Source organism: Kitasatospora sp. NPDC002543 (assembly GCF_053594915.1).
In genome coordinates, this window is the sequence record NZ_JBSFWR010000003.1 from 62,724 (window position 1) to 80,602 (window position 17,879).

The window sequence follows — 17,879 nt, forward strand, 5'->3', positions numbered from 1 at the left end:
TAACGTCACCTCTCTCGTACCACCACGAATTCGGCGAGTGCGACGAAGTGCTCGCGCACCTCGTCGGTCATGGGCACCTCGTCCAGGGCGGCGAGGGCAGTCGTGTGCTGGCGGCGGGCCTCCTCCTGGGTCCAGGCACGGCCGCCGGCCTCCTCGATCAGCGCGGCCCGGGCGGCGAGCTCGGGCTCGCTCTCCTCCCCGCGTCCCTTGGGGTCGGCCAGTTCCTCGGCGAGCCGGCGCGAGGCCGCTCCGCCCTCGGCGAGTGCGGCGGCCACCGGCAGGGACTTCTTGCGCTGGCGCAGGTCGCCCCAGTGCGGCTTGCCGGTGACCTCGGTGGCACCCCAGATGCCGAGCAGGTCGTCCACCGCCTGGAAGGCCAGGCCCAGGTGGTGGCCGTAGCGCTCCAGCGCTCCGGAGACCTTGTCGTCGGCGCCGGCCAGGACGGCTCCGATCGCCGAGGCGGCGGCCAGCAGCGCCGCCGTCTTTCCGCCCTCCATCTCCAGGCACTCCGCGACCGTGACGCTGTCGCGCTGTTCGAAGGCGACGTCCATGGCCTGGCCGTCGATCAGCCGGCGGGTCGCCGTGGTGAGCAGCCGGACGGCACGCGCGGCGTCGGTGGGGCTCGTGTCACCGGTCACCGCGGCGTCGAGCAGCACCTCCGTGCCGAGCGTCGCCAGGGCGTCACCGACCAGGATCGCCTGGGCCGGGCCGAAGACCGTCCAGGCGGTGGCCCGGTGCCGTCGGGTCTCGTCACCGTCCATCAGATCATCATGGAGGAGGGAGAAGTTGTGCACCAGTTCAACCGCGACCCCGCCGGGCACCCCCACCTCCTCCGCCGCACCGGTGGCACGGGCGGACAGCAGCGCCAGCGCGGGGCGCACGGCCTTGCCGCCGTCCCCCGTCACCGGGGTGCCGTCCCGGTCGATCCAGCCGAAGTGGTAGGCGGCGACGGTGTCCATGGGTGCGGCCAATCGGGCGACGGCGGCCCGTAGCGGCGGGGTGCAGAGCGTACGGCTGCGGGCCAGCAGCTCCGGCACCGAGACCGGTTCGGCGTGCGCCGTGCCTCCGACGGCGAAGCCGGTGCGTGACTCCACGTGCGTTCCCTCTCCCTCGTGGTGCCGGACCGCCCGGGGCGACCGGGTGCTGTCGGTGCGGCTGGTGTCGAATCGAGTGCCAGTGCCGGTGGCGCCGGTGGTACCGGTCGTACCGGTGCGGCCGAACGGGCCGTTCCCGACGGTCGCGCCGATGCGGTCGACGCTACGCCCGTCGGCTCTGGCGGGCTCTCCGGCGGCGGGGCCCGCCGTCACCTGGGCCACCTCCCGTCGCCGCGGTCCACCGGCACCCTGGCGCCGGCGGCGGCGAGTGCGGCGTCGGCCGCGGCGTGACCGCTGCGCACCGCGCCCTCCATGGTCGCGGGCCAGCCGGTGGCCGTCCACGAGCCGGCCAGCAGCAGGCCGGGGACGTCGGTGCGGGCCGACGGCCGCAGCGCCCCGTTGCCCGGGGCCGGGTCGAAGGTCGCGGTGCGTTCCCGGGTGACGAAGAAGTCCAGCACCTCGGCCCGGGCCGCGGCCGGCAGCAGCCGGCCCAGCTCGGGCAGGTAGCGCTCGCGCAGTTCGGCCACCGGCAGGTCGATCTCGTCCTGCGCGGCGGACTGCGACAGCGCCAGGTACTGGGCACCCGGGTGGGCCCGGCCCATCGGAGTGGCGGCCAGGCCGGAGTGCGCGGTGCGGTCGAAGACCCACTGGACCGGGGAGCCGAGCGCGGCGAAGAACGGGCGGCGCAACACCTTGCGGTCGTAGACCACGTGCACGTTGAGGATCGGCGCGGTGCCGAACCCGGCCAGCCGCTCCTGCCCGGGGATCGCGTTCGGCGGCAGCAGCGCGGCCGCGCTGTCCTGGGCGCCGGCCAGCACGACGGTGTCGGCGCCGAGCAGTTCCCCGCTCTCCAGCCGGACGGCGTGCTGCGGCGCGGCGGGCTTCAGTTCGGCCACCCGGGCCCGCAGCAGCACCCGTACGCCGGCCCGCTCCAGTTCGGCGAGCGCCCGGTCGTGGTGGATCGTGCCGAGCGGGACGGCGGCGGTGCCGATGTCCGAGGCGCCCGGGTCGGAGAGCAGGCCGGTCTTGAAGACCATCCCGGCGAGCGCCGTCGACACCTGGTCGGCCCGGCCGTTCAGGGTGGCGACGCCGACCAGGTCCCACAGGGCGGCCCGGGTGGCGGCGTTCTGCCCGTGGCGGTCCAGCCACTCGCCGAAGGAGACCTCGTCCAGCGCCGGGTCGGCGAGGTCCAGGCCCTTCAGGGCGAGCGCGCCGCGGACCACCCGGGCGCGGTCGGCCGGGGACAGGTGCGGGTAGCGGGCCAGGCTGCCGGCCAGGTGCAGCGGGACGGGCAGGCCCGTCCGGCGCAGTCGGCCGAGGGTGCGGACCGGGTTTGCCCCCGGCCCGGTGACGGAGAGTACCGGGATGTCGAGGCGGTCCTGGAGGTGGACCAGCCGGGAGGCGCCGAGGCGCTCCAGCAGGCCGCGGTAGGCGGTGCAGCAGCGCAGGTAGACGTGCTGGCCGTTGTCGACGGTCAGCTCGCCGCGCTGGAAGGAGAAGGCGAGGCCGCCGAGCCGGGGCCGCCCCTCGGCGAGGGTGACCCGGTGGCCCGCCTCGGCGAGGCGCAGTGCGGTGGTGATCCCGGCCAGGCCGCCGCCGACCACGACGGCGGCCGGGCGCGCGGCGTCGGCTCGCCCGGTCATCGGCCCTCCCCCTCGCAGTCGGTGGACCGCCCGCGGGCGGTCCCGGAAGCCGTCACTCGATCGTTCAACGCAAAACTACCCACACGTGAATCCGCGCTGACACAGCGTGACAGAACTGTTGCGAGAATCAAGAACGCCCCCCGGCGAGCCCGGAAAGCGCCACGTACGCCTTCTCCCAGCCGGGCAGCGAGACCCGGCCGCGCAGCACCGACTCCGGGTCGGTGGCGATCCGGCCGAGCAGCCGGTGGTAGATCCCGGCCATCGCGGCGGTGCAGGCGCGGCTGCGGCGGTCGAGCATCGGCAGCAGCCGCAGGCCCTCCTCGAAGGCGGCCTGGGCGCGGGCGGCCTCGAAGGCCACCAGTCCGGTGAAGTCCGCGCCGACCGGCGGCTCGGGCAGCGCGAAGCCCTGCTCGCAGCCGAACCGGACCAGGTCCTCGCTCGGCAGGTAGGTACGGCCGTTCAGGGCGTCCTCGCGCAGGTCGCGCAGGATGTTGGTGAGCTGCAGCGCCAGGCCCAGGGTGTCCGCGTAGCGTGCCCCGAGCTCCGGGTCGTCGCAGCCGTAGACGCCCAGCGAGAGCCGGCCGATCGCGCCGGCGACGCAGCGGCAGTAGACCTTCAGCTCGTCGTAGGTCTGGTACTCGGCGCCCTTGAGGTCCATCTCGACGCCGTCGATCAGTTCGTCGAAGCCGCCGAGCGGGATCGGGAAGCGCCGGGCCGCGTCGGCCAGGGCGACCTTGATCGGGTCGGTGTCGTCCTCGGCGACCACCCCGGAGCGGACCTCGTCCACGAGTTCCCGGGTGCGCAGCAGCGCCTCGGCCTTCCGGTCGTCCGGGAGGTCTCCGTCGCCGATGTCGTCCACCCGCCGGGCCAGGGCGTACAGGGCCGACATGGCCAGCCGCTTGGGTTCGGGCAGCAGCCGGATGCCGTAGCTGAAGTTGCGCGCCTGCAGTCCGGTGACTGCCTCGCAGTACCGGTACGCCGCCATGACCTGGGCCGACGCCAGTGGTGATGCCGCCACTCGGGCGTTCACCTTCCCTTCGCGAAGATGGCCGCCGCCTTCGCTGCGAGGCGGCGCTTGTCAGGCTTCGCCTGCTGGGCGAGCACGTCGTACCCGGCGTCCTCGACGGCCGCCAGGGCCGCGTAGCCGCCTGCGGTGAATCCCGCCAGGAGCAGTCGAAGCCTCCCCCGAACCGTACCTACCAATGGTGCGCCGCGGTCGAGCAGGGTGCGGGCCCGCTCGACCTCGAAGGCGATCAGCTCGCGCACCGCGCCGTCGGCGGAGGGGGCGGCCAGGTCCGCCTCGGTGACGCCGAAGCGGGCCATGTCCTCGGCGGGCAGGTAGATCCGGCCGTGGGCCAGGTCCTCGGCCACGTCCTGGAGGTGTTCGACCACCTGGAGGCCGCTGCACACGGCGTCGGAGAGTTCGATCCGCTCGGGGGTGGAGACGCCCGCGATGGCCAGCACGAGGCGACCGACCGGGTCGGCGGAGAGGGTGCAGTAGCCGATCAGGTCGTCGAAGGTGGCGTAGCGGGCGGTGGTCTGGTCCACCCGGTTGGCCTCGATCAGACGGCGGAACGGCTCGGGGGTCAGGCCGCGCCGGTCGACCAGCGGGACGAGGGCGCTCAACAGTGGGTGGCGGGGGCGGTCGGTGCCGGCCGCGGAGCCGCCGGCGGTGCGCAGCGCCGTCTCGAACACCCGGTCGAGGTCCCGCTCCAGACCGTCGAGCAGGGCGAGCCGGAAGGCCGTCTCCTGCGCGGTCGGCGGGCCGGACTGGTCCGAAGGGGTGGCGGGGGGCGTCCCCTCGACGCCGAGCAGGCGGGCGGTGGCGGCCGGGTCGGCCAGGTCGCCGTCGCCGGCGTCGTCGACCAGGCGGGCGAAGCCGTACACCGCCATCAGGTCGTCGCGCCAGGCCGCGGGCAGGAAGAACGGGGCGACGGGGAAGTTCTCCGCGCCCGCCTTGTCCAGGGTCTGTCCTGCGGATCCGTTCACCGGCGTATCTCTGGGCTGGGCCGAAGCCGACACTGCTGTCACTCCCCCGTTCTACACCGCGTGGCACGACCGGCCCGACTCGGACACGCGTCCGAGCGCGGGCGTCACGCACGGCACACCGCCCCCGAGACCACCAGGCTGACACGCCCGGGCGCGCCGGAGAAGACCGCCCCGCCCGGGGCACGGGGGCGCTCGCCCCGGCGCTCGCGGGCCGCCCGGCGCACCAGGGGGCGCGCAAGGCGAAGGGCCGGTCCCGGAGAATTCCGGAACCGGCCCCTGTGAGTGTGACGGGGACTACGGTCGCTCGCCGCGCTCGTAGCGGCTGACGACCTCCTCGGTGGGCCCGTCCATGACCAGCTCGCCGGCCTCGATCCATATGGTCCGCTCGCAGACCTCACGGATCGAGTTGTTGTCGTGGCTGACCAGGAAGACCGTACCGGCGGACTTGCGCAGCTCGTCGATCCGCCGCTTGCTGCGCTGCTGGAAGGCCTGGTCGCCGGTGGCGAGGGCCTCGTCGATCAGCAGCACGTCGTGGGTCTTCGCGGCCGCGATCGAGAACCGCAGCCGGGCGCCCATGCCGGAGGAGTAGGTGCGCATCGGCAGGGAGATGAAGTCGCCCTTGTCGTTGATGCCGGAGAAGTCGACGATGTCCTGGTAGCGCGCCCTCACCTGGGCCGGGGTCATGCCCATCGCCAGGCAGCCGAGGATGACGTTGCGCTCACCCGTGAGCTCGTTCATCAGCGCGGCGTTGACGCCCAGCAGCGAGGGCTGGCCGTTGGTGTAGATGCCGCCCTTCTCGGTCGGCAGCAGGCCCGCGATGGCGGCCAGCATGGTCGACTTGCCGGAGCCGTTGGAGCCGATCAGACCGATCGCCTCACCCTTGTACGCGGTGAAGCTGATGCCCTTGACCGCGTGCACCTCGCGCACGCCGGCGGCGCGCTTGCGGCTGATGATGCGACTCAGCGCCGAGGTGGCGCTGCCCTTGCCGGAGCCGGCGCCGTGCACCTTGTAGACGATGTGCACGTCGTCGACGACGACGGTGGGCTCGCGGGCCACGTCCGCGTCCTGGACGAGGTCGTCCTTGCTCAGGTCGATGTCAGCCACGGCCGTACTCCTCCTCGGCCTTCCAGAAGAAGACGTATCCGACGACGAACATGCCCACGCCCCAGGCGAGGCCGTACGCCCACTGGTGTGCCGGGAGGGACTGGTGCACCGGCTGGTGCGGGTTGTAGATGACCGGCGCGAACGCGTGCCGCAGCAGGTCCATGTAGACCGACGCCGGGTTGAGCGACATCAGCGTCTGGATGTAGTGCGGCCAGTGCGTGATCTTGTCCTGGATGCTGAACATCACACCGGACAGGAACATCCAGGCGCGCATCACGAACGGGATCAGCTGGGAGATGTCGCTGGTCCGGGAGCCGATCCGGGCCATCACCAGGGAGATGCCGGTGTTGAACAGCGTCTGCAGCAGCAGCGCCGGGATGATCAGCAGCCACGTCCGGCCCGGGGTGATCCCGGCGGCGAGCACGGTGACGACCAGCACCACCATCGAGATCAGCAGCTGCTGGAGCTGGATCACGGTGAAGGCGATCGGGAGGCTGGCCCGGGGGAAGTGCAGCGCCCGGATCAGCCCGAGGTTGTCGGAGATCGCCCGGGTGCCGGCCTGCACCGCGTTCTGGGTGAACTGGAAGACGAAGACGCCGATGCACAGCCAGGCGATGTAGGTGTTGTCCGGGAAGCCCTGCTTGCTCGCCAGGATCACGCCGAAGACCAGGTAGAACACCGCGCAGTTGAGCAGCGGGGTCACCACCTGCCACAGCTGGCCGAGCTTGGCGTTGGTGTACTGGGCCACCAGGCGGGCGGTGGCGAAGGCCCAGATGAAGTGGCGCCGGGCCCAGAGCTGCTTGGAGTAGGCGAACAGGCCGGGACGGGCGCCGCTCACCGTCAGACCGTACTTGTCCGCAAGCTGCTTGGGGGTCAGGCCCGCGTCCGCCCCCCTGGGGGCCGAGAGGCTGACGGGTTCACTCACTGTCGACACATTCGTCCTTCACGCGGGATCGGTCGGGGCGGCCGGTCGGCGGGGTCCGCCGGTCGTGCGCCGATGGGGATCCACTGGGATCTCGGGGGAGCCGGCCGGTGTGTGGGCACCGGCCGCAGCGATCGGCCGTCCGACGGGGGTGCCCGTCGGACGCGATCAGATGATCGGTGGTCGGCCCAGCCTGGTCAGTCGCCAGACGGTACGCCACCGCATGGGCCGCCGCGGACCACAGGGTTCGCGCCAGCCCGCCCGGAATCCGCCCCACCAGGCCTTCAGCGCCTCCGGGGAGGGGCGGCGGGCCAGGGTCAGCAGGAACCAGGTTCCCAGATAGAGAGGCACCAACAGGGCCGGAAGGTTCCGCCTCGCGAGCCAGACCCGGTTCCGGGCCACGTTGTGGAAGTAGGTCGCGTGGCGGGCGGGCGAGGTCGTGGGGTGGTGCAGCACCACGTCCGCCCGGTAGTCGATGGCCCAGCCGGCGTCCAGCGCACGCCACGCGAGGTCGGTCTCCTCGTGGGCGTAGAAGAACTCGGCGGGCAGCTGCCCGGCCTGCTCGAACACCTTGCAGCGCACCGCGCTCGCGCCGCCCAGGAAGGTGGTCACCCGGGACGAGCGCAGCGGGTCGCTGGCGCGCAGCCGGGGGACGTGCCGGCGCTGGGTGACCCCGGTCTCCGGGTCGGCGATCCGGAAGGAGACGATGCCCAGCTCCGGGTCGGCGGTGAAGGCCTCGCGCAGCAGGCGGGCCGAGTCGGTGCGCGGCAGGTTCCCGTCGTCGTCCAGGAAGAGGACGGCGTCGACCTCCGCGCCGTCCCGGCCGAACAGCTCGATGCCGACGTTGCGGCCGCCCGGGATTCCCAGGTTCTCCGGCAGCTCGACGGTGCGCACGCCCTCGGGCAGCGGGGGCAGCTCCACGCCCTGGCCGACCACGGCCAGCTCGACCGCCGGGCCCTCCTGGGCGCGGACGGCCTCGATCAGGGCGTTGAGCTCGGCGGGCCGGTTGCCCATGGTGATGATCACGGCGCCGAGGCGGAAGTTCTCCGCGGTGCTCTCGGCGCTCATCGCAGCCTGCTGGAGAGGACGATGCTCAGCAGGTGCAGCACGGTCTGGAGCATGGCGATCGCCGCCAGCACCACCACCGCGAGCCGGGTGAAGAGGAGCCCGCCGTGCACCGCGTCCGCGACGCCCGCGGCCAGGATGAACAGCGAGGCCTCGACCGCGCCGACCAGCCGGTGGAACTTCAGGACGGAGGCCGCCCGGCGGGCCTTGGCGACGGACGCCGAGCGCGGCACCGAGGCGCTGTCCTCGACGGCCGTCAGACCGCTGCGGGCCCGGGCCACGTCCACCAGGTCGGTCTCGGACTTGATCAGGATCGCGCCCAGCGCGGCCAGGGTGCCGAGGAAGGCCCACTCCCAGTGGGAGCCGGCGCCCTCGCGGTGCAGCAGGTCGGTGGCGCGCAGGCCGAGGCCGGTCAGCAGGGCCGCCTCGGACATGTAGTGGCCGACCCGGTCCAGGTAGACACCGGTGAGCGAGGTCTGCCGGCGCCAGCGGGCCACCTCGCCGTCCACACAGTCCAGCAGCAGGTAGACCTGGATCAGCAGGGCGCCCAGCACGGCGCCCGCGATGCCCGGCACGACCAGCGCGGCACCGGCCAGGATGCCGGTGAACATCATCAGGTACGTCAGGCCGTTGGGCGTGATCGCCGTCACGGTGGAGAGCACGCGGGTGATCCGCAGCGAGATCTTCCGCATGTACAGGCGTCCGGCCCAGTGCTCGGCGCTGCGGCGCTGGAGCATGCCCTCCGGGTGGATCACCGCGCGCAGCTCCTCGATCGAGGGCCTGCGGCTCAGGTCCACCGGGGGACGCCCGGCGCCCGCGGTGGAGGGGTCAGCTGTTGACGGCTTGGACATAGTCGGCGTACGCGTCCCTGATTGCGGAAGGGGAGAGGTCGAGGTGTTCGAGGATGGTGAAGCGCCCCGGTCGGGTGTTCGGAGCGTAGTGCACCGCTTCGGTGAACTCCGCCTCGGTGAAGCCGATCTGAGCCGCGGTCACCGGCAGCCCGTGGCTCGCCAGGCGCTCCACGATCAGACCGGTCAGCTCGCGCTCGCCCCGCAGGAAGCTGGCGAAGGCGGCGCCGAGGCCGACCTGCTCGCCGTGCTGGGCGGACCGCTTGGGATACAGCACGTCCAGGGCATGCGAGATCTCGTGGCAGGCCCCCGACGAGGGCCGGGTGCTGCCCGCGATGTTCATCGCGATGCCGGACAGTACCAGGGCCTCGGCGAGCGCCGTCAGGAGGTCCTGGTCCTGGGTGCTCCCCGGGTGCCGCAGCAGGTTCTCGCCCGCCGAACGGGCCATCGCCACGGCCAGGCCGTCCACCGGCTCGCCGGTCACCGCGTGCGACAGCTCCCAGTCCGCGCACGCCGAGATGTTGGAGACGACGTCGCCCACGCCGGCCGCCACGAAGCGCTGCGGGGCCTGCCGGATCACGTCCAGGTCGACCACGATGCCGATCGGGCTGGGCACCCCGTAGGAGCCGCGGCCCGCGTCGTTGTCCAGGGTCGAGACCGGCGAGCAGATGCCGTCGTGGGCCAGGTTGGTGGCGACCGCGACCAGTGGCAGGCCGACCCGGGCCGCGGCGTACTTGGCGGCGTCGATGATCTTGCCGCCGCCGAGGCCCACGATCGCGTCGTAGTGCCCGCCGCGCATCGCCTCGGCCAGCCGCACCGCGCTGTCCAGGCTGCCGTCGTCCACGTTGTACCAGTCGGCGCCCGGCAGGGCCGGCTCCAGGCGGCGGCGCATGGCCGAGCCGGAGCCGTTGCTGATCGCCACCGCGATCCGGCCCGAGGCCGACAGCCGCTGGTCCGCGAGGATGCCGCCGAGCGCGTCCAGCGCGCCCGGGCGGATCTCGACGAACAGCGGCGACGGGACCAGTCGGGTCAGTACCGGCACGCGATCTCCCGAGCCTTCGCCAGGTCGTCGTGGTTGTCGACCTCGACCCAGGAGACCTCGCCGATCGGCTGCACGTCGATCCGCAGGCCCCGGTTCACCATCTCCTGGTAGCCGTCCTCGTAGTACAGCTGGGGGTCGCGCTCGTAGGTGGCGCGCAGCGCGTCGGTCAGATCGGCGGCGGCGGACGGGTTGATCACCGTGACGCCGATGTACTCGCCGGTCGCCTCGTGGGGCTCCATCAGCTTGGTGATGCGGCGCATCCCGGCGGCCGGGTCGACGACGACCTTCATCTCCTCGTCGGCGAGCTTCTTCACCGTGTCGAGGGCGAGCAGGATGCCGGGGGCGGTGCCGGCCTCGGTCAGGCGGGCGTTGCCCTCCAGCATGGTGCGCTGGACGGAGGCCGGGTGGACGGTGTCGCCGTTGGCCAGCAGCAGGCCCTCGGCGAACAGGTCGCGGGCGCACCAGAGCGAGTAGGCGTTGTTCCACTCCTCGGCCTTGTCGTTCTCGACCAGGTGGAGCTTGACGCCGTACTTGCTCTCCAGGGCGTCCTTGCGGTCGTACACGGCCTCCTTGCGGTAGCCGACGACGATCGCGGCCTCGCGCAGTCCGACCTCGGCGAAGTTGCCGAGCGTGAGGTCCAGGACGGTCCGTTCCCCGTCGACCGGCACCAGCGCCTTGGGCAGGGTGTCGGTGTACGGGCGCAGCCGGCGGCCGGCGCCGGCTGCCAGAACGAGGCCGATCATGCGGGTCTCCTGATCCGTCGTGCTGTGCGCGCGGGGCCGTGCCGGAGGGCGGCGGCACCACCGGGCCCCGAACCGGTGCGTGTTCGACCGGGCCGGGCGGCGGCGCGCCGGTGCCGGCACAGATCCGGGCACCGTGTCGTATGTGATGGTAGGCGACCAGGGCGACCGGCCAGAACGCGCCCGCGGGCCCGGGGGCCGCTCCGGCGCCCGGGGAAGGGGGCGCCGGAGCCGCAGGGAGGAGGGGTCGTCCCCGCCGGACGGAGGGGCCGCCTCCGCGGGGAGGAGGGGCCGTCTCCGCCGGGAGGAGGGTCCCGGGACGTTCGAACGGGGCCCGAACGCGCGCCGAACGGTTCTGCGAATTCGGCGCCCCTTTCGAGGGCATCTCGGGCCCTTCTCCGGACGGTTTCCGACTCCTCCGGGTCATGATCCGTCCGGTTGTGCGTGGGACCCCTGCCGAGTGCCACCCATACGGCAGACTGGAGCCCGACGCCGGCGCCGGTGCCCCCGCCGTGTCCGACGCACCCGTCCGGTGCGCCGGAGACACCCGATACTCCCGGTGCTCCCGCTCCCGAAAGAGGCCCCATGCCCCAGAGTCTGCCGACCGACCCGACACACTTCGCCGCCGAGATCGACACCGGTCTCGACGTCGAGACCGATGTGACGGTCGCCCCCGGGGCAACCGGGTCCGCCCCCGCCGGAGCCGAGATCCTGCTGGAACTGGTCGACGACGAGGGCGTCACGATCGGCACCGGGGAGAAGCTCTGGGCCCACCAGCAGCCGGGCCGGCTGCACCGGGCCTTCTCCGTCTTCCTGTTCGACCGCCAGGGCCGCCTGCTGCTCCAGCGCCGGGCGCTCGGCAAGTACCACTCCCCCGGTGTCTGGTCGAACACCTGCTGCGGCCACCCATACCCGGACGAGCGGCCGTTCGTCGCCGCCGCCCGGCGCACCGCCGAGGAGCTGGGCGTCGCACCGGCGCTGCTGTGCGAGGCGGGCACCGTCCGCTACGACCTGCCGGACGAGGCGTCCGGGCTGATCGAGCGCGAGTGGAACCACCTGTTCGTGGGACTGGTCACCGCCCCCGTCGAGCCGAACCCGGAGGAGGTGGACGACTTCGCCTTCGTGACCGCGCAGGAGCTGCGCGAGCTGCGGGCGGAGCGCCCGTTCTCGGTCTGGTTCGAGACGGTCTTCGAGGCCGCGCTCCCCGGCATCCGGGAGATCGCCGGGCGGGACTGGTAGTCCGGGCCCTGCCGTTCCGGTTCCTGCCGGTCCGGCCTTTGACCGCCCGGTCTTTGCCTGCCCGGTCTTTGCCTGCCCGGCCGCTGTCGAGTCGGTCACTGTCGGCCCGATCGCTGCCGGTCCGGCCGCCGTGAGCCCGGTCACTGCCCGTCCGGCCGCGCCGGTGCCGGGCCCGGGCGGTCAGTGGCCGGGCTCCGCGGGGACGGGCAGCGAGGCCCAGATGACCTTGCCGCCCTCCCCCGTGTGTTCGACGTCACACACGCCGCCGGCCTGCAGGGTGACGCTCTTCACCAGCAGCAGGCCGCGCCCACCGGTCCGTCCGGTGTCGTTCTCCAGCGCCTTCGGCCGGTACGGGTCGCCGTCCTCGACCGACACCCGGACCCAGGCCCGGCGCACCGACAGCTCGGTGACCACCTCGGGCGACAGCTCCGCGGCGTGCGTCACCGCGTTGCTCACCAGCTCCGAGACGATCAACAGCAGGTCGTCCACCAGCTCCTGGTAGCGCACCCCGGTCATGCCCAGGGCCAGCAGGCGGTCGCGCACCGCGTGCCGGGTGAGCGGCACCGAGGCCTCGGTGGCCGGCACCGGGAAGCGCCACACGCCTTCCGCCGGGCCCCCGGCGGCGGTGGACCCGCCCGGGCCCTCCGTCCGCCTGCCGCGTCTGGGTTCGGCCTTCGCCGCTCCGCTGATCTGCTCCACGTCCAGCCGCCCCTTCGTCCGCGACCCGGGAATCAGGCGATCCGCTTCATGGCGCCCTCGGTCCACAGAGGCTAGGAGAGCCGTCGCGGCGGCCGTGGCACCGTCGACAAGTTGCCCGTGTCGGACCGGTTCCGGCCGCAACCGACCACGGGTGGTGCGGGAGTCGACCGGTTCCTACGCGGACACCACCGGTTCGGCCCGGATTCGAGCGTGCTCACCGGCCGTACCAACCTGTGCGGGCGGCGTGCGGGCCCGTCCCGGCCGCGCGCGGGCCGACCGCGGGCCGACCGCGGGCCCCGGCCGACCCGACCAGGATGTCCTGCGGCGCGGCCCCGAGGAAGCGCAGGTGAGAAGCACTCCAGAACCCTGGTAATGTTCTCTCTGTCGCCGAGGGGGCGAGGAAAAAGCCCCCGAAGCACACACCCGGTCCGGGTGGCGGAATGGCAGACGCGCTAGCTTGAGGTGCTAGTGCCCTTTATCGGGCGTGGGGGTTCAAGTCCCCCCTCGGACACAAGCGAATTCCCCGTGGGAGCCGAAAGGATCCCACGGGGAATTTCGTTTTTCGGGCCGCCCTTTTCATCCCGGGCCGGCCCCGGTCGCCATTCCCGGCCACCGCCCCCGTCCAGGCGCTGTGGCGTCGGCCTCCCCGTCGGTACACACCGGCCCGGAAGCCGGACACGAGATGGCAACAATCGGACGGTTTGAGCTTCCTCTGAGGTTTTCGCCCGTTTTCGGAACATAGGCTGCTCTCCGTTTGCCCGAAATAGCGACTCAAAATCGCAAAAACACCGACACCACCCGATGAACCACGAGCGAGAGGACCGATACGTTGAGTGAGCCCGAATCGTCGACGCCATCACACCAGAACTACCGCCGATCGCTCGGCACCATCAGCCTGACCGCCGTCGGGCTGGGGTCGATCATCGGCTCCGGATGGCTGTTCGGTGCCGAGCGTGCGGCCAAGCTCGCCGGCCCCGCCTCGATCCTCGCCTGGGTGATCGGTGCCGCGGTGGCGCTGACCATCGCCCTCACCTACAGCGAGCTGGGCTCGATGTTCCCCAAGGCCGGCGGCATGGTCCGGTACGGCCAGTACTCGCACGGCTCGCTGGCCGGCTACCTGGCGGCCTGGGCCAACTGGATCGCCATCGTCTCGGTCATCCCGGGTGAGGCCACCGCCTCCGTGCAGTACATGAGCTCCTGGCACTTCGGCTGGGCGCAGGGGTTGTACAACGGCAAGGAGTTGACCCTCAGCGGCGTGGCACTGGCCAGCGTCCTGCTGCTCGTCTACTTCGCCCTCAACTGGTTCGCGATCACGCTGTTCGCCAAGACCAACACCGCGATCACCGTCTTCAAGGTCGTCGTCCCGACGGTGACCGCCGGCGCGCTGCTCTTCGCGCACTTCGACACCGCCCACTTCACCGACCACGGCGGCTTCGCGCCGAACGGCTGGAGCTCGGTGTTCACCGCCGTCGCGGTCTCCGGCATCGTCTGGGCCTTCAACGGCTTCCAGTCCCCGCTCAACCTGGCCGGCGAGGCCCGCAACCCGGGCAAGTCGCTGCCGAAGGCCGTCATCGGCTCGATCCTGATCGCCCTGGTGATCTACGTCGCGCTCCAGATCGCCTTCCTGGGCGCCATCCCCGGCGGCGACCTGGCGAACGGCTGGAGCAACCTCTCCTACACCTCGCCGCTGGCCGACCTGGCCATCGCCTGGGGCCTCAACTGGCTGGCGATCACGCTGTACGCGGACGCCTTCATCTCTCCCTCCGGCACCGGCATGATCTACGCCGCCACCACCTCGCGCATGATCCACGGCGTGCAGGAGAACGGCCACCTGCCGAAGATCTTCGGCCGGGTCGACGCCAAGACCGGCATCCCGCGCCCGGCGCTGGTGCTCAACCTGGTGGTCGCCTTCCTGTTCCTCGCGGTCTTCCGCGGCTGGGGCTCGCTGGCGGAGATCGTCTCGGTGGCCACCGTGATCTCGTACATCACCGGCCCGGTCGCCGTGATGGCGCTGCGCCGCCTGGCCCCCGAGCTGCCCCGCCCGGTCCGGCTGCGGGCCATGCCCGTGATCGCCCCGGTGGCGATGGTCTTCGGCTCGCTGGTGCTCTACTGGGCCCGCTGGCCGCTCACCGGCAAGGTCATCCTGCTGATGGCCGCCGGTCTGCCGATCTGGGCCTGGTACGAGCTGCGCAAGCCGTTCGTCGAGCTGAAGCCGCACCTGAAGGCGGGCGCCTGGATGGTCGCGTACCTGTTCGTGATGGCCGGCGTCTCCTGGGCCGGCAGTGCCGACTTCGGCGGCCACGGCTACCTGCCGGAGGGCTGGGACCTGCTGATCGTCGCCGCCATCGGGCTGGCGTTCTACCGCTGGGGCGTCGCCAGCGCCTGGGCCAACCCCTCGCTGGCCGCCGTCCGCAAGGAGATGGCGGAGGCCGAGGACGCGGCGTCCGACGGCGCCGCGGAGCCCTCGCGGGTCTGAGTCGCGTGCACGTACGAACCCGTGGCGCATGAACCCGTGAGCGCACGGTGAAGGGCCGGTCGGAACACTCCGACCGGCCCTTCGGCGTTTCATGGGGGCGCGCGCGGTGCGACGCGCTCCTGCTGTGCCATCCATTCTGCCGTGGCGGGCACCCCCGGGTCACCGTCTTCGGGGATGATCTTCGTCGCGTTCTCCGCGCCTAGCGTGGTGGCGGCGGCCCTCGGCAGGAGGGCCCGGGCGCGAGGAGCGGATCGGTATGACGGACGTACGGCGGCAGGGCGGCGGGCTCGGGTCGGAGCCTGGCGCGGGCCCGGTCGGGGAGCCGGCCGCGGAGCAGGCCGCGGAGCAGGCTTGGGACGGGGCGGCGGAGCAGGCTTCGGACCTGGCCGCGGAGCTGACCGGGATGATGGCCGAGGACGGCGCGGCCGCCCGGCTGGCGCACAGCCCCGACCTGGCCGAGCAGGCGGCCTGGCGGCGGCTCACCGCCCGGCACGGGGACCGGTTCGCGGAGATCATGACGGTGCACGGCTGGCCGACCGAACGCACCGTCGGCCCCGAGGCCGCCCGGGCGGCCTGGCTGCTGGCGCAGCACGCGGACCGGCAGCTCGACGTCCAGCGGCGGGCGGCCGCGCTGATGGGCGAGGCCGTCGACCGGGGCGAGGCGAGCGCCCGCGACCTGGCCTTCCTCCAGGACCGGCTGGCGGTCAACGAGGGCCGGGAGCAGCGCTACGGGACGCAGATCGGCGCGGTGGCGGACGGCCGGCCGGTGCCGTGGCCGTGCGAGGAGCCCGGGCGGCTGGACGAGCGGCGCGCCGAGGTGGGCATCGAGCCGTTCGACGAGTACACCGCGCGGTTCGCCCCGAAGTAACCATCAGGTCCGCCGGTCGGGATTGACTCTTGCGCGCGGCGGCCCTGCCGCATTGACTTGCCTCCGACTAGCGCTGCTAGTTAAGCGGGGGCCGAGTGGATCAGCGGATGAGTGGATGAGGGGACGATCGGTGCGGCAGGACGCGGAGTACCCGGAGCACAGCGACCAGTACATCGACGGCGAGTGGCGGCCCTCCGGGGACGCCGGGTCGATCACCGTGCTGAACCCGGCGACCGAACAGGTGCTGGCCACCGTGCCGGCCGGCGGCGTGACCGACGTCGACGCGGCCGTGACGGCGGCCCGCCGGGCGGCCCGCGGCTGGGGTGCGACCTCCCGCGAGGAGCGGCTCGCGCTGCTGACCCGGCTGCGGGACGGGATCGCCGCCGCACAGGGCGAGATCACCGAGACGGTCGTCGCCGAACTCGGCTCGCCGGTCGGCTTCGCCGGCGCCGTGCACGCGGGGCTGCCGCTCGCCGTGGCGACCTCCTACCTCACCCTGCTCGCCGAGCACCCCTTCGAGGAGCGGATCGGCAACTCGGTGGTGCACGCCGAGCCGGCCGGGGTGGTCGCGGCGATCACGCCGTGGAACTACCCGCTGCACCAGATCGTCGCCAAGACCGTCCCGGCGCTGGCGGCCGGCTGCCCGGTGGTCCTCAAGCCGGCCGAGGACACCCCGCTGGTGGCCCGGCTGTTCGCCCGGCTGGTGCACGAGGCCGGGTTCCCCGCCGGCGCCTTCAACCTGGTGACCGGCACCGGCACGGTGGCGGGAGCGGCACTCGTCGCGCACCGGGACGTGGACCTGGTCTCGTTCACCGGCTCCACCGCCGTCGGCCGGCAGGTCGCCGAAACGGCCGGCCGGGGGTTGAAGCGGGTCTCCCTGGAACTGGGCGGCAAGTCGGCCAACGTGGTGCTGCCCGGCGCCGACCTGGCCCGCGCGGTCAAGGCGAACGTCGCCAACGTCTTCGCCAACTCGGGCCAGACCTGCAGCGCGCTGACCCGCCTGCTGGTGCACGAGGACCAGTACGAGGAGGCGGTCGCCCGGGCCGAGGAGGTCGCCTCCCAGTACCTGCCGGGCGACCCGACCGACCCGCGGACCAGGATCGGCCCGCTGGTCAACGCCAGGCAGCTGGCCCGGGTCCGCGGCTACATCGACGGCGCGCTGGCCGAAGGCGCCCGGCTGGTCGTCGGCGGTTCGGAGCCGGTCGCCGAACTGCCCGCCGGCTACTACGTCCGCCCGACCGTGCTCGCCGACGTGGCCCCGGAGATGACGGTGGCCCAGGAGGAGGTCTTCGGCCCCGTCCTGGCGATCCTCCGCTACCGGGACGAGGACCACGCCGCCGAGCTCGCCAACGGCACCCCGTACGGCCTGGCCGGCGGCGTCTGGGCCCGCGACACCGACACCGCCGCCGCCTTCGCCCGCCGCCTCGACACCGGCCAGGTCGACCTCAACGGCGGCCGCTTCAACCCGCTCGCCCCCTTCGGCGGCTACAAGAGCTCCGGCCTCGGCCGGGAGCTGGGCCGCCACGGGCTGGAGGAGTTCCTCCAGTACAAGTCGCTGCAGTACTAGCGGCAAACACCGTTCACTTAGGACGGTTGGGGCTGCGTCATGGGTCGGTTGTGAGCATGCTGATGCTGATGGTGGCGCCTTGTAGGTGGCTCGGTCGATACTTGGTCCGCGTGCGTTGTACTGAGATCGCTCGTCTCGGCCAGTACCTCATCGTCCCTCTCGAAGGGCACGATCCGGGTCAACTTGCCGATATGACCAGGCGCGCACACCCCGGCCGTCCGTGCTATGGCAGCCTGTTCTAACAGCGGAGCTCCCGTGGTGAGGATGTCTTGGAGGACAGACCTCTTCTACGGCAGCTCCGCTACTTTGCCTACAGGCTTTTACAGGCGATCGCCACGTCTAACTGGACGGCGTTGGTATAGCAGTCAGCTGACGGTCTTCGGCGAACAGATGACAGGTTTCAGAATTCAAAAATCTGTCATCTGTTCGCCGTTCGTCGTCCGCCACGGGGTGACGCACGTCTCGGCGGATCAGCAACCCGCTGGGCAGTACGGCCCGGAGATCTCGCAGACACTGGGGCCACCGAGTCCCACACCCGAGGGAAGGCCCCGTCATGCGAGCGATCCGTTCCCTTGCCACTCGT

15 protein-coding genes and 1 tRNA gene are annotated in these 17,879 nt (G+C 72.4%); 5 read left to right on the forward strand and 11 right to left on the reverse strand.

Annotated elements, in window-relative coordinates; translation table 11 throughout:
- Positions 1-5: 5 nt before the first annotated feature.
- The 10 genes from ACWD4P_RS02355 to ACWD4P_RS02400 all read right to left on the reverse strand — a co-directional run bounded on the left by ACWD4P_RS02355 (position 6) and on the right by ACWD4P_RS02400 (position 10,450).
- A complete protein-coding gene (locus ACWD4P_RS02355) occupies positions 6-1,094 on the reverse strand; it encodes a polyprenyl synthetase family protein (protein ID WP_449778275.1) in 1,089 nt (362 codons plus the stop codon).
- A gap of 209 nt (positions 1,095-1,303) precedes the next feature.
- The gene (gene hpnE / locus ACWD4P_RS02360; protein WP_449778276.1) at positions 1,304-2,737 is read right to left on the reverse strand and encodes a hydroxysqualene dehydroxylase HpnE; all 1,434 of its coding nucleotides are present in this window, start codon (positions 2,735-2,737) and stop codon (positions 1,304-1,306) included.
- A 127-nt stretch (positions 2,738-2,864) separates the two neighbouring features.
- Entirely contained in the window at positions 2,865-3,722 is an 858-nt protein-coding gene (gene hpnD, locus ACWD4P_RS02365) for a presqualene diphosphate synthase HpnD (RefSeq protein WP_359817346.1), read from the reverse strand.
- Positions 3,723-3,763: 41 nt separating this feature from the next.
- Positions 3,764-4,726, reverse strand: a complete 963-nt coding sequence (gene hpnC / locus ACWD4P_RS02370) for a squalene synthase HpnC (RefSeq protein WP_449778277.1) — start codon at positions 4,724-4,726, stop codon at positions 3,764-3,766.
- Between the two features lie 294 nt (positions 4,727-5,020).
- A complete protein-coding gene (locus ACWD4P_RS02375; RefSeq protein WP_359817322.1) occupies positions 5,021-5,830 on the reverse strand; it encodes an ABC transporter ATP-binding protein in 810 nt (269 codons plus the stop codon).
- Complete coding sequence (locus ACWD4P_RS02380; protein ID WP_359817318.1) at positions 5,823-6,764, reverse strand: ABC transporter permease; 942 nt, start codon at positions 6,762-6,764, stop codon at positions 5,823-5,825. The genes ACWD4P_RS02375 and ACWD4P_RS02380 overlap by 8 nt, the downstream gene beginning before the upstream one ends.
- A gap of 156 nt (positions 6,765-6,920) precedes the next feature.
- Entirely contained in the window at positions 6,921-7,820 is a 900-nt protein-coding gene (locus ACWD4P_RS02385; protein ID WP_359817316.1) for a glycosyltransferase family 2 protein, read from the reverse strand.
- Complete coding sequence (locus ACWD4P_RS02390; RefSeq protein WP_359817344.1) at positions 7,817-8,554, reverse strand: CDP-alcohol phosphatidyltransferase family protein; 738 nt, start codon at positions 8,552-8,554, stop codon at positions 7,817-7,819. Before ACWD4P_RS02390 ends, ACWD4P_RS02385 begins: the two co-directional genes overlap by 4 nt.
- 91 nt (positions 8,555-8,645) lie before the next feature.
- Entirely contained in the window at positions 8,646-9,707 is a 1,062-nt protein-coding gene (locus tag ACWD4P_RS02395) for an iron-containing alcohol dehydrogenase family protein (protein ID WP_359817314.1), read from the reverse strand.
- Positions 9,695-10,450 carry a phosphocholine cytidylyltransferase family protein gene (locus tag ACWD4P_RS02400; RefSeq protein ID WP_359817312.1) on the reverse strand — a complete coding sequence of 252 codons (756 nt, stop codon included), beginning with the start codon at positions 10,448-10,450 and terminating at the stop codon, positions 9,695-9,697. The genes ACWD4P_RS02395 and ACWD4P_RS02400 overlap by 13 nt, the downstream gene beginning before the upstream one ends.
- A gap of 582 nt (positions 10,451-11,032) precedes the next feature.
- On the opposite strand from ACWD4P_RS02400, the gene idi reads away from it, so the two are divergent.
- The gene (gene idi, locus ACWD4P_RS02405) at positions 11,033-11,686 is read left to right on the forward strand and encodes an isopentenyl-diphosphate Delta-isomerase (RefSeq protein WP_359817310.1); all 654 of its coding nucleotides are present in this window, start codon (positions 11,033-11,035) and stop codon (positions 11,684-11,686) included.
- 180 nt (positions 11,687-11,866) lie between these two features.
- Here the strand turns inward: idi and ACWD4P_RS02410 are convergent, their stop codons facing one another.
- The gene (locus ACWD4P_RS02410; protein ID WP_449778278.1) at positions 11,867-12,385 is read right to left on the reverse strand and encodes an ATP-binding protein; all 519 of its coding nucleotides are present in this window, start codon (positions 12,383-12,385) and stop codon (positions 11,867-11,869) included.
- Between the two features lie 426 nt (positions 12,386-12,811).
- Here ACWD4P_RS02410 and ACWD4P_RS02415 point away from each other — a divergent pair.
- The 4 genes from ACWD4P_RS02415 (at position 12,812) to ACWD4P_RS02430 (ending at position 17,296) form a co-directional block, all read left to right on the forward strand.
- Positions 12,812-12,896 (forward strand) — tRNA-Leu (locus ACWD4P_RS02415).
- Positions 12,897-13,214: 318 nt separating this feature from the next.
- Positions 13,215-14,861, forward strand: coding sequence for an APC family permease (locus ACWD4P_RS02420; protein WP_359817308.1), 1,647 nt, complete (start codon positions 13,215-13,217; stop codon positions 14,859-14,861).
- Between the two features lie 403 nt (positions 14,862-15,264).
- The gene (locus ACWD4P_RS02425) at positions 15,265-15,729 is read left to right on the forward strand and encodes a DUF6624 domain-containing protein (protein ID WP_449778362.1); all 465 of its coding nucleotides are present in this window, start codon (positions 15,265-15,267) and stop codon (positions 15,727-15,729) included.
- Between the two features lie 115 nt (positions 15,730-15,844).
- The gene (locus ACWD4P_RS02430) at positions 15,845-17,296 is read left to right on the forward strand and encodes an aldehyde dehydrogenase family protein (RefSeq protein ID WP_449778279.1); all 1,452 of its coding nucleotides are present in this window, start codon (positions 15,845-15,847) and stop codon (positions 17,294-17,296) included.
- The last annotated feature ends 583 nt before the right edge of the window (positions 17,297-17,879 follow it).

Bases quoted from the DNA above. Each gene is read 5' to 3' on its own strand.
- ACWD4P_RS02425 (WP_449778362.1), top strand. From the start codon at position 15,265: ATGATGGCCGAGGACGGCGCGGCCGCCCGGCTGGCGCACAGCCCCGAC.
- idi (WP_359817310.1), top strand. From the start codon at position 11,033: ATGCCCCAGAGTCTGCCGACCGACCCGACACACTTCGCCGCCGAGATC.
- ACWD4P_RS02390 (WP_359817344.1), bottom strand. From the start codon at position 8,554: ATGCTCCAGCGCCGCAGCGCCGAGCACTGGGCCGGACGCCTGTACATG.
- hpnE (WP_449778276.1), bottom strand. From the start codon at position 2,737: ATGACCGGGCGAGCCGACGCCGCGCGCCCGGCCGCCGTCGTGGTCGGC.
- ACWD4P_RS02400 (WP_359817312.1), bottom strand. From the start codon at position 10,450: ATGATCGGCCTCGTTCTGGCAGCCGGCGCCGGCCGCCGGCTGCGCCCG.
- ACWD4P_RS02385 (WP_359817316.1), bottom strand. From the start codon at position 7,820: ATGAGCGCCGAGAGCACCGCGGAGAACTTCCGCCTCGGCGCCGTGATC.
- hpnD (WP_359817346.1), bottom strand. From the start codon at position 3,722: ATGGCGGCGTACCGGTACTGCGAGGCAGTCACCGGACTGCAGGCGCGC.
- ACWD4P_RS02430 (WP_449778279.1), top strand. From the start codon at position 15,845: ATGAGGGGACGATCGGTGCGGCAGGACGCGGAGTACCCGGAGCACAGC.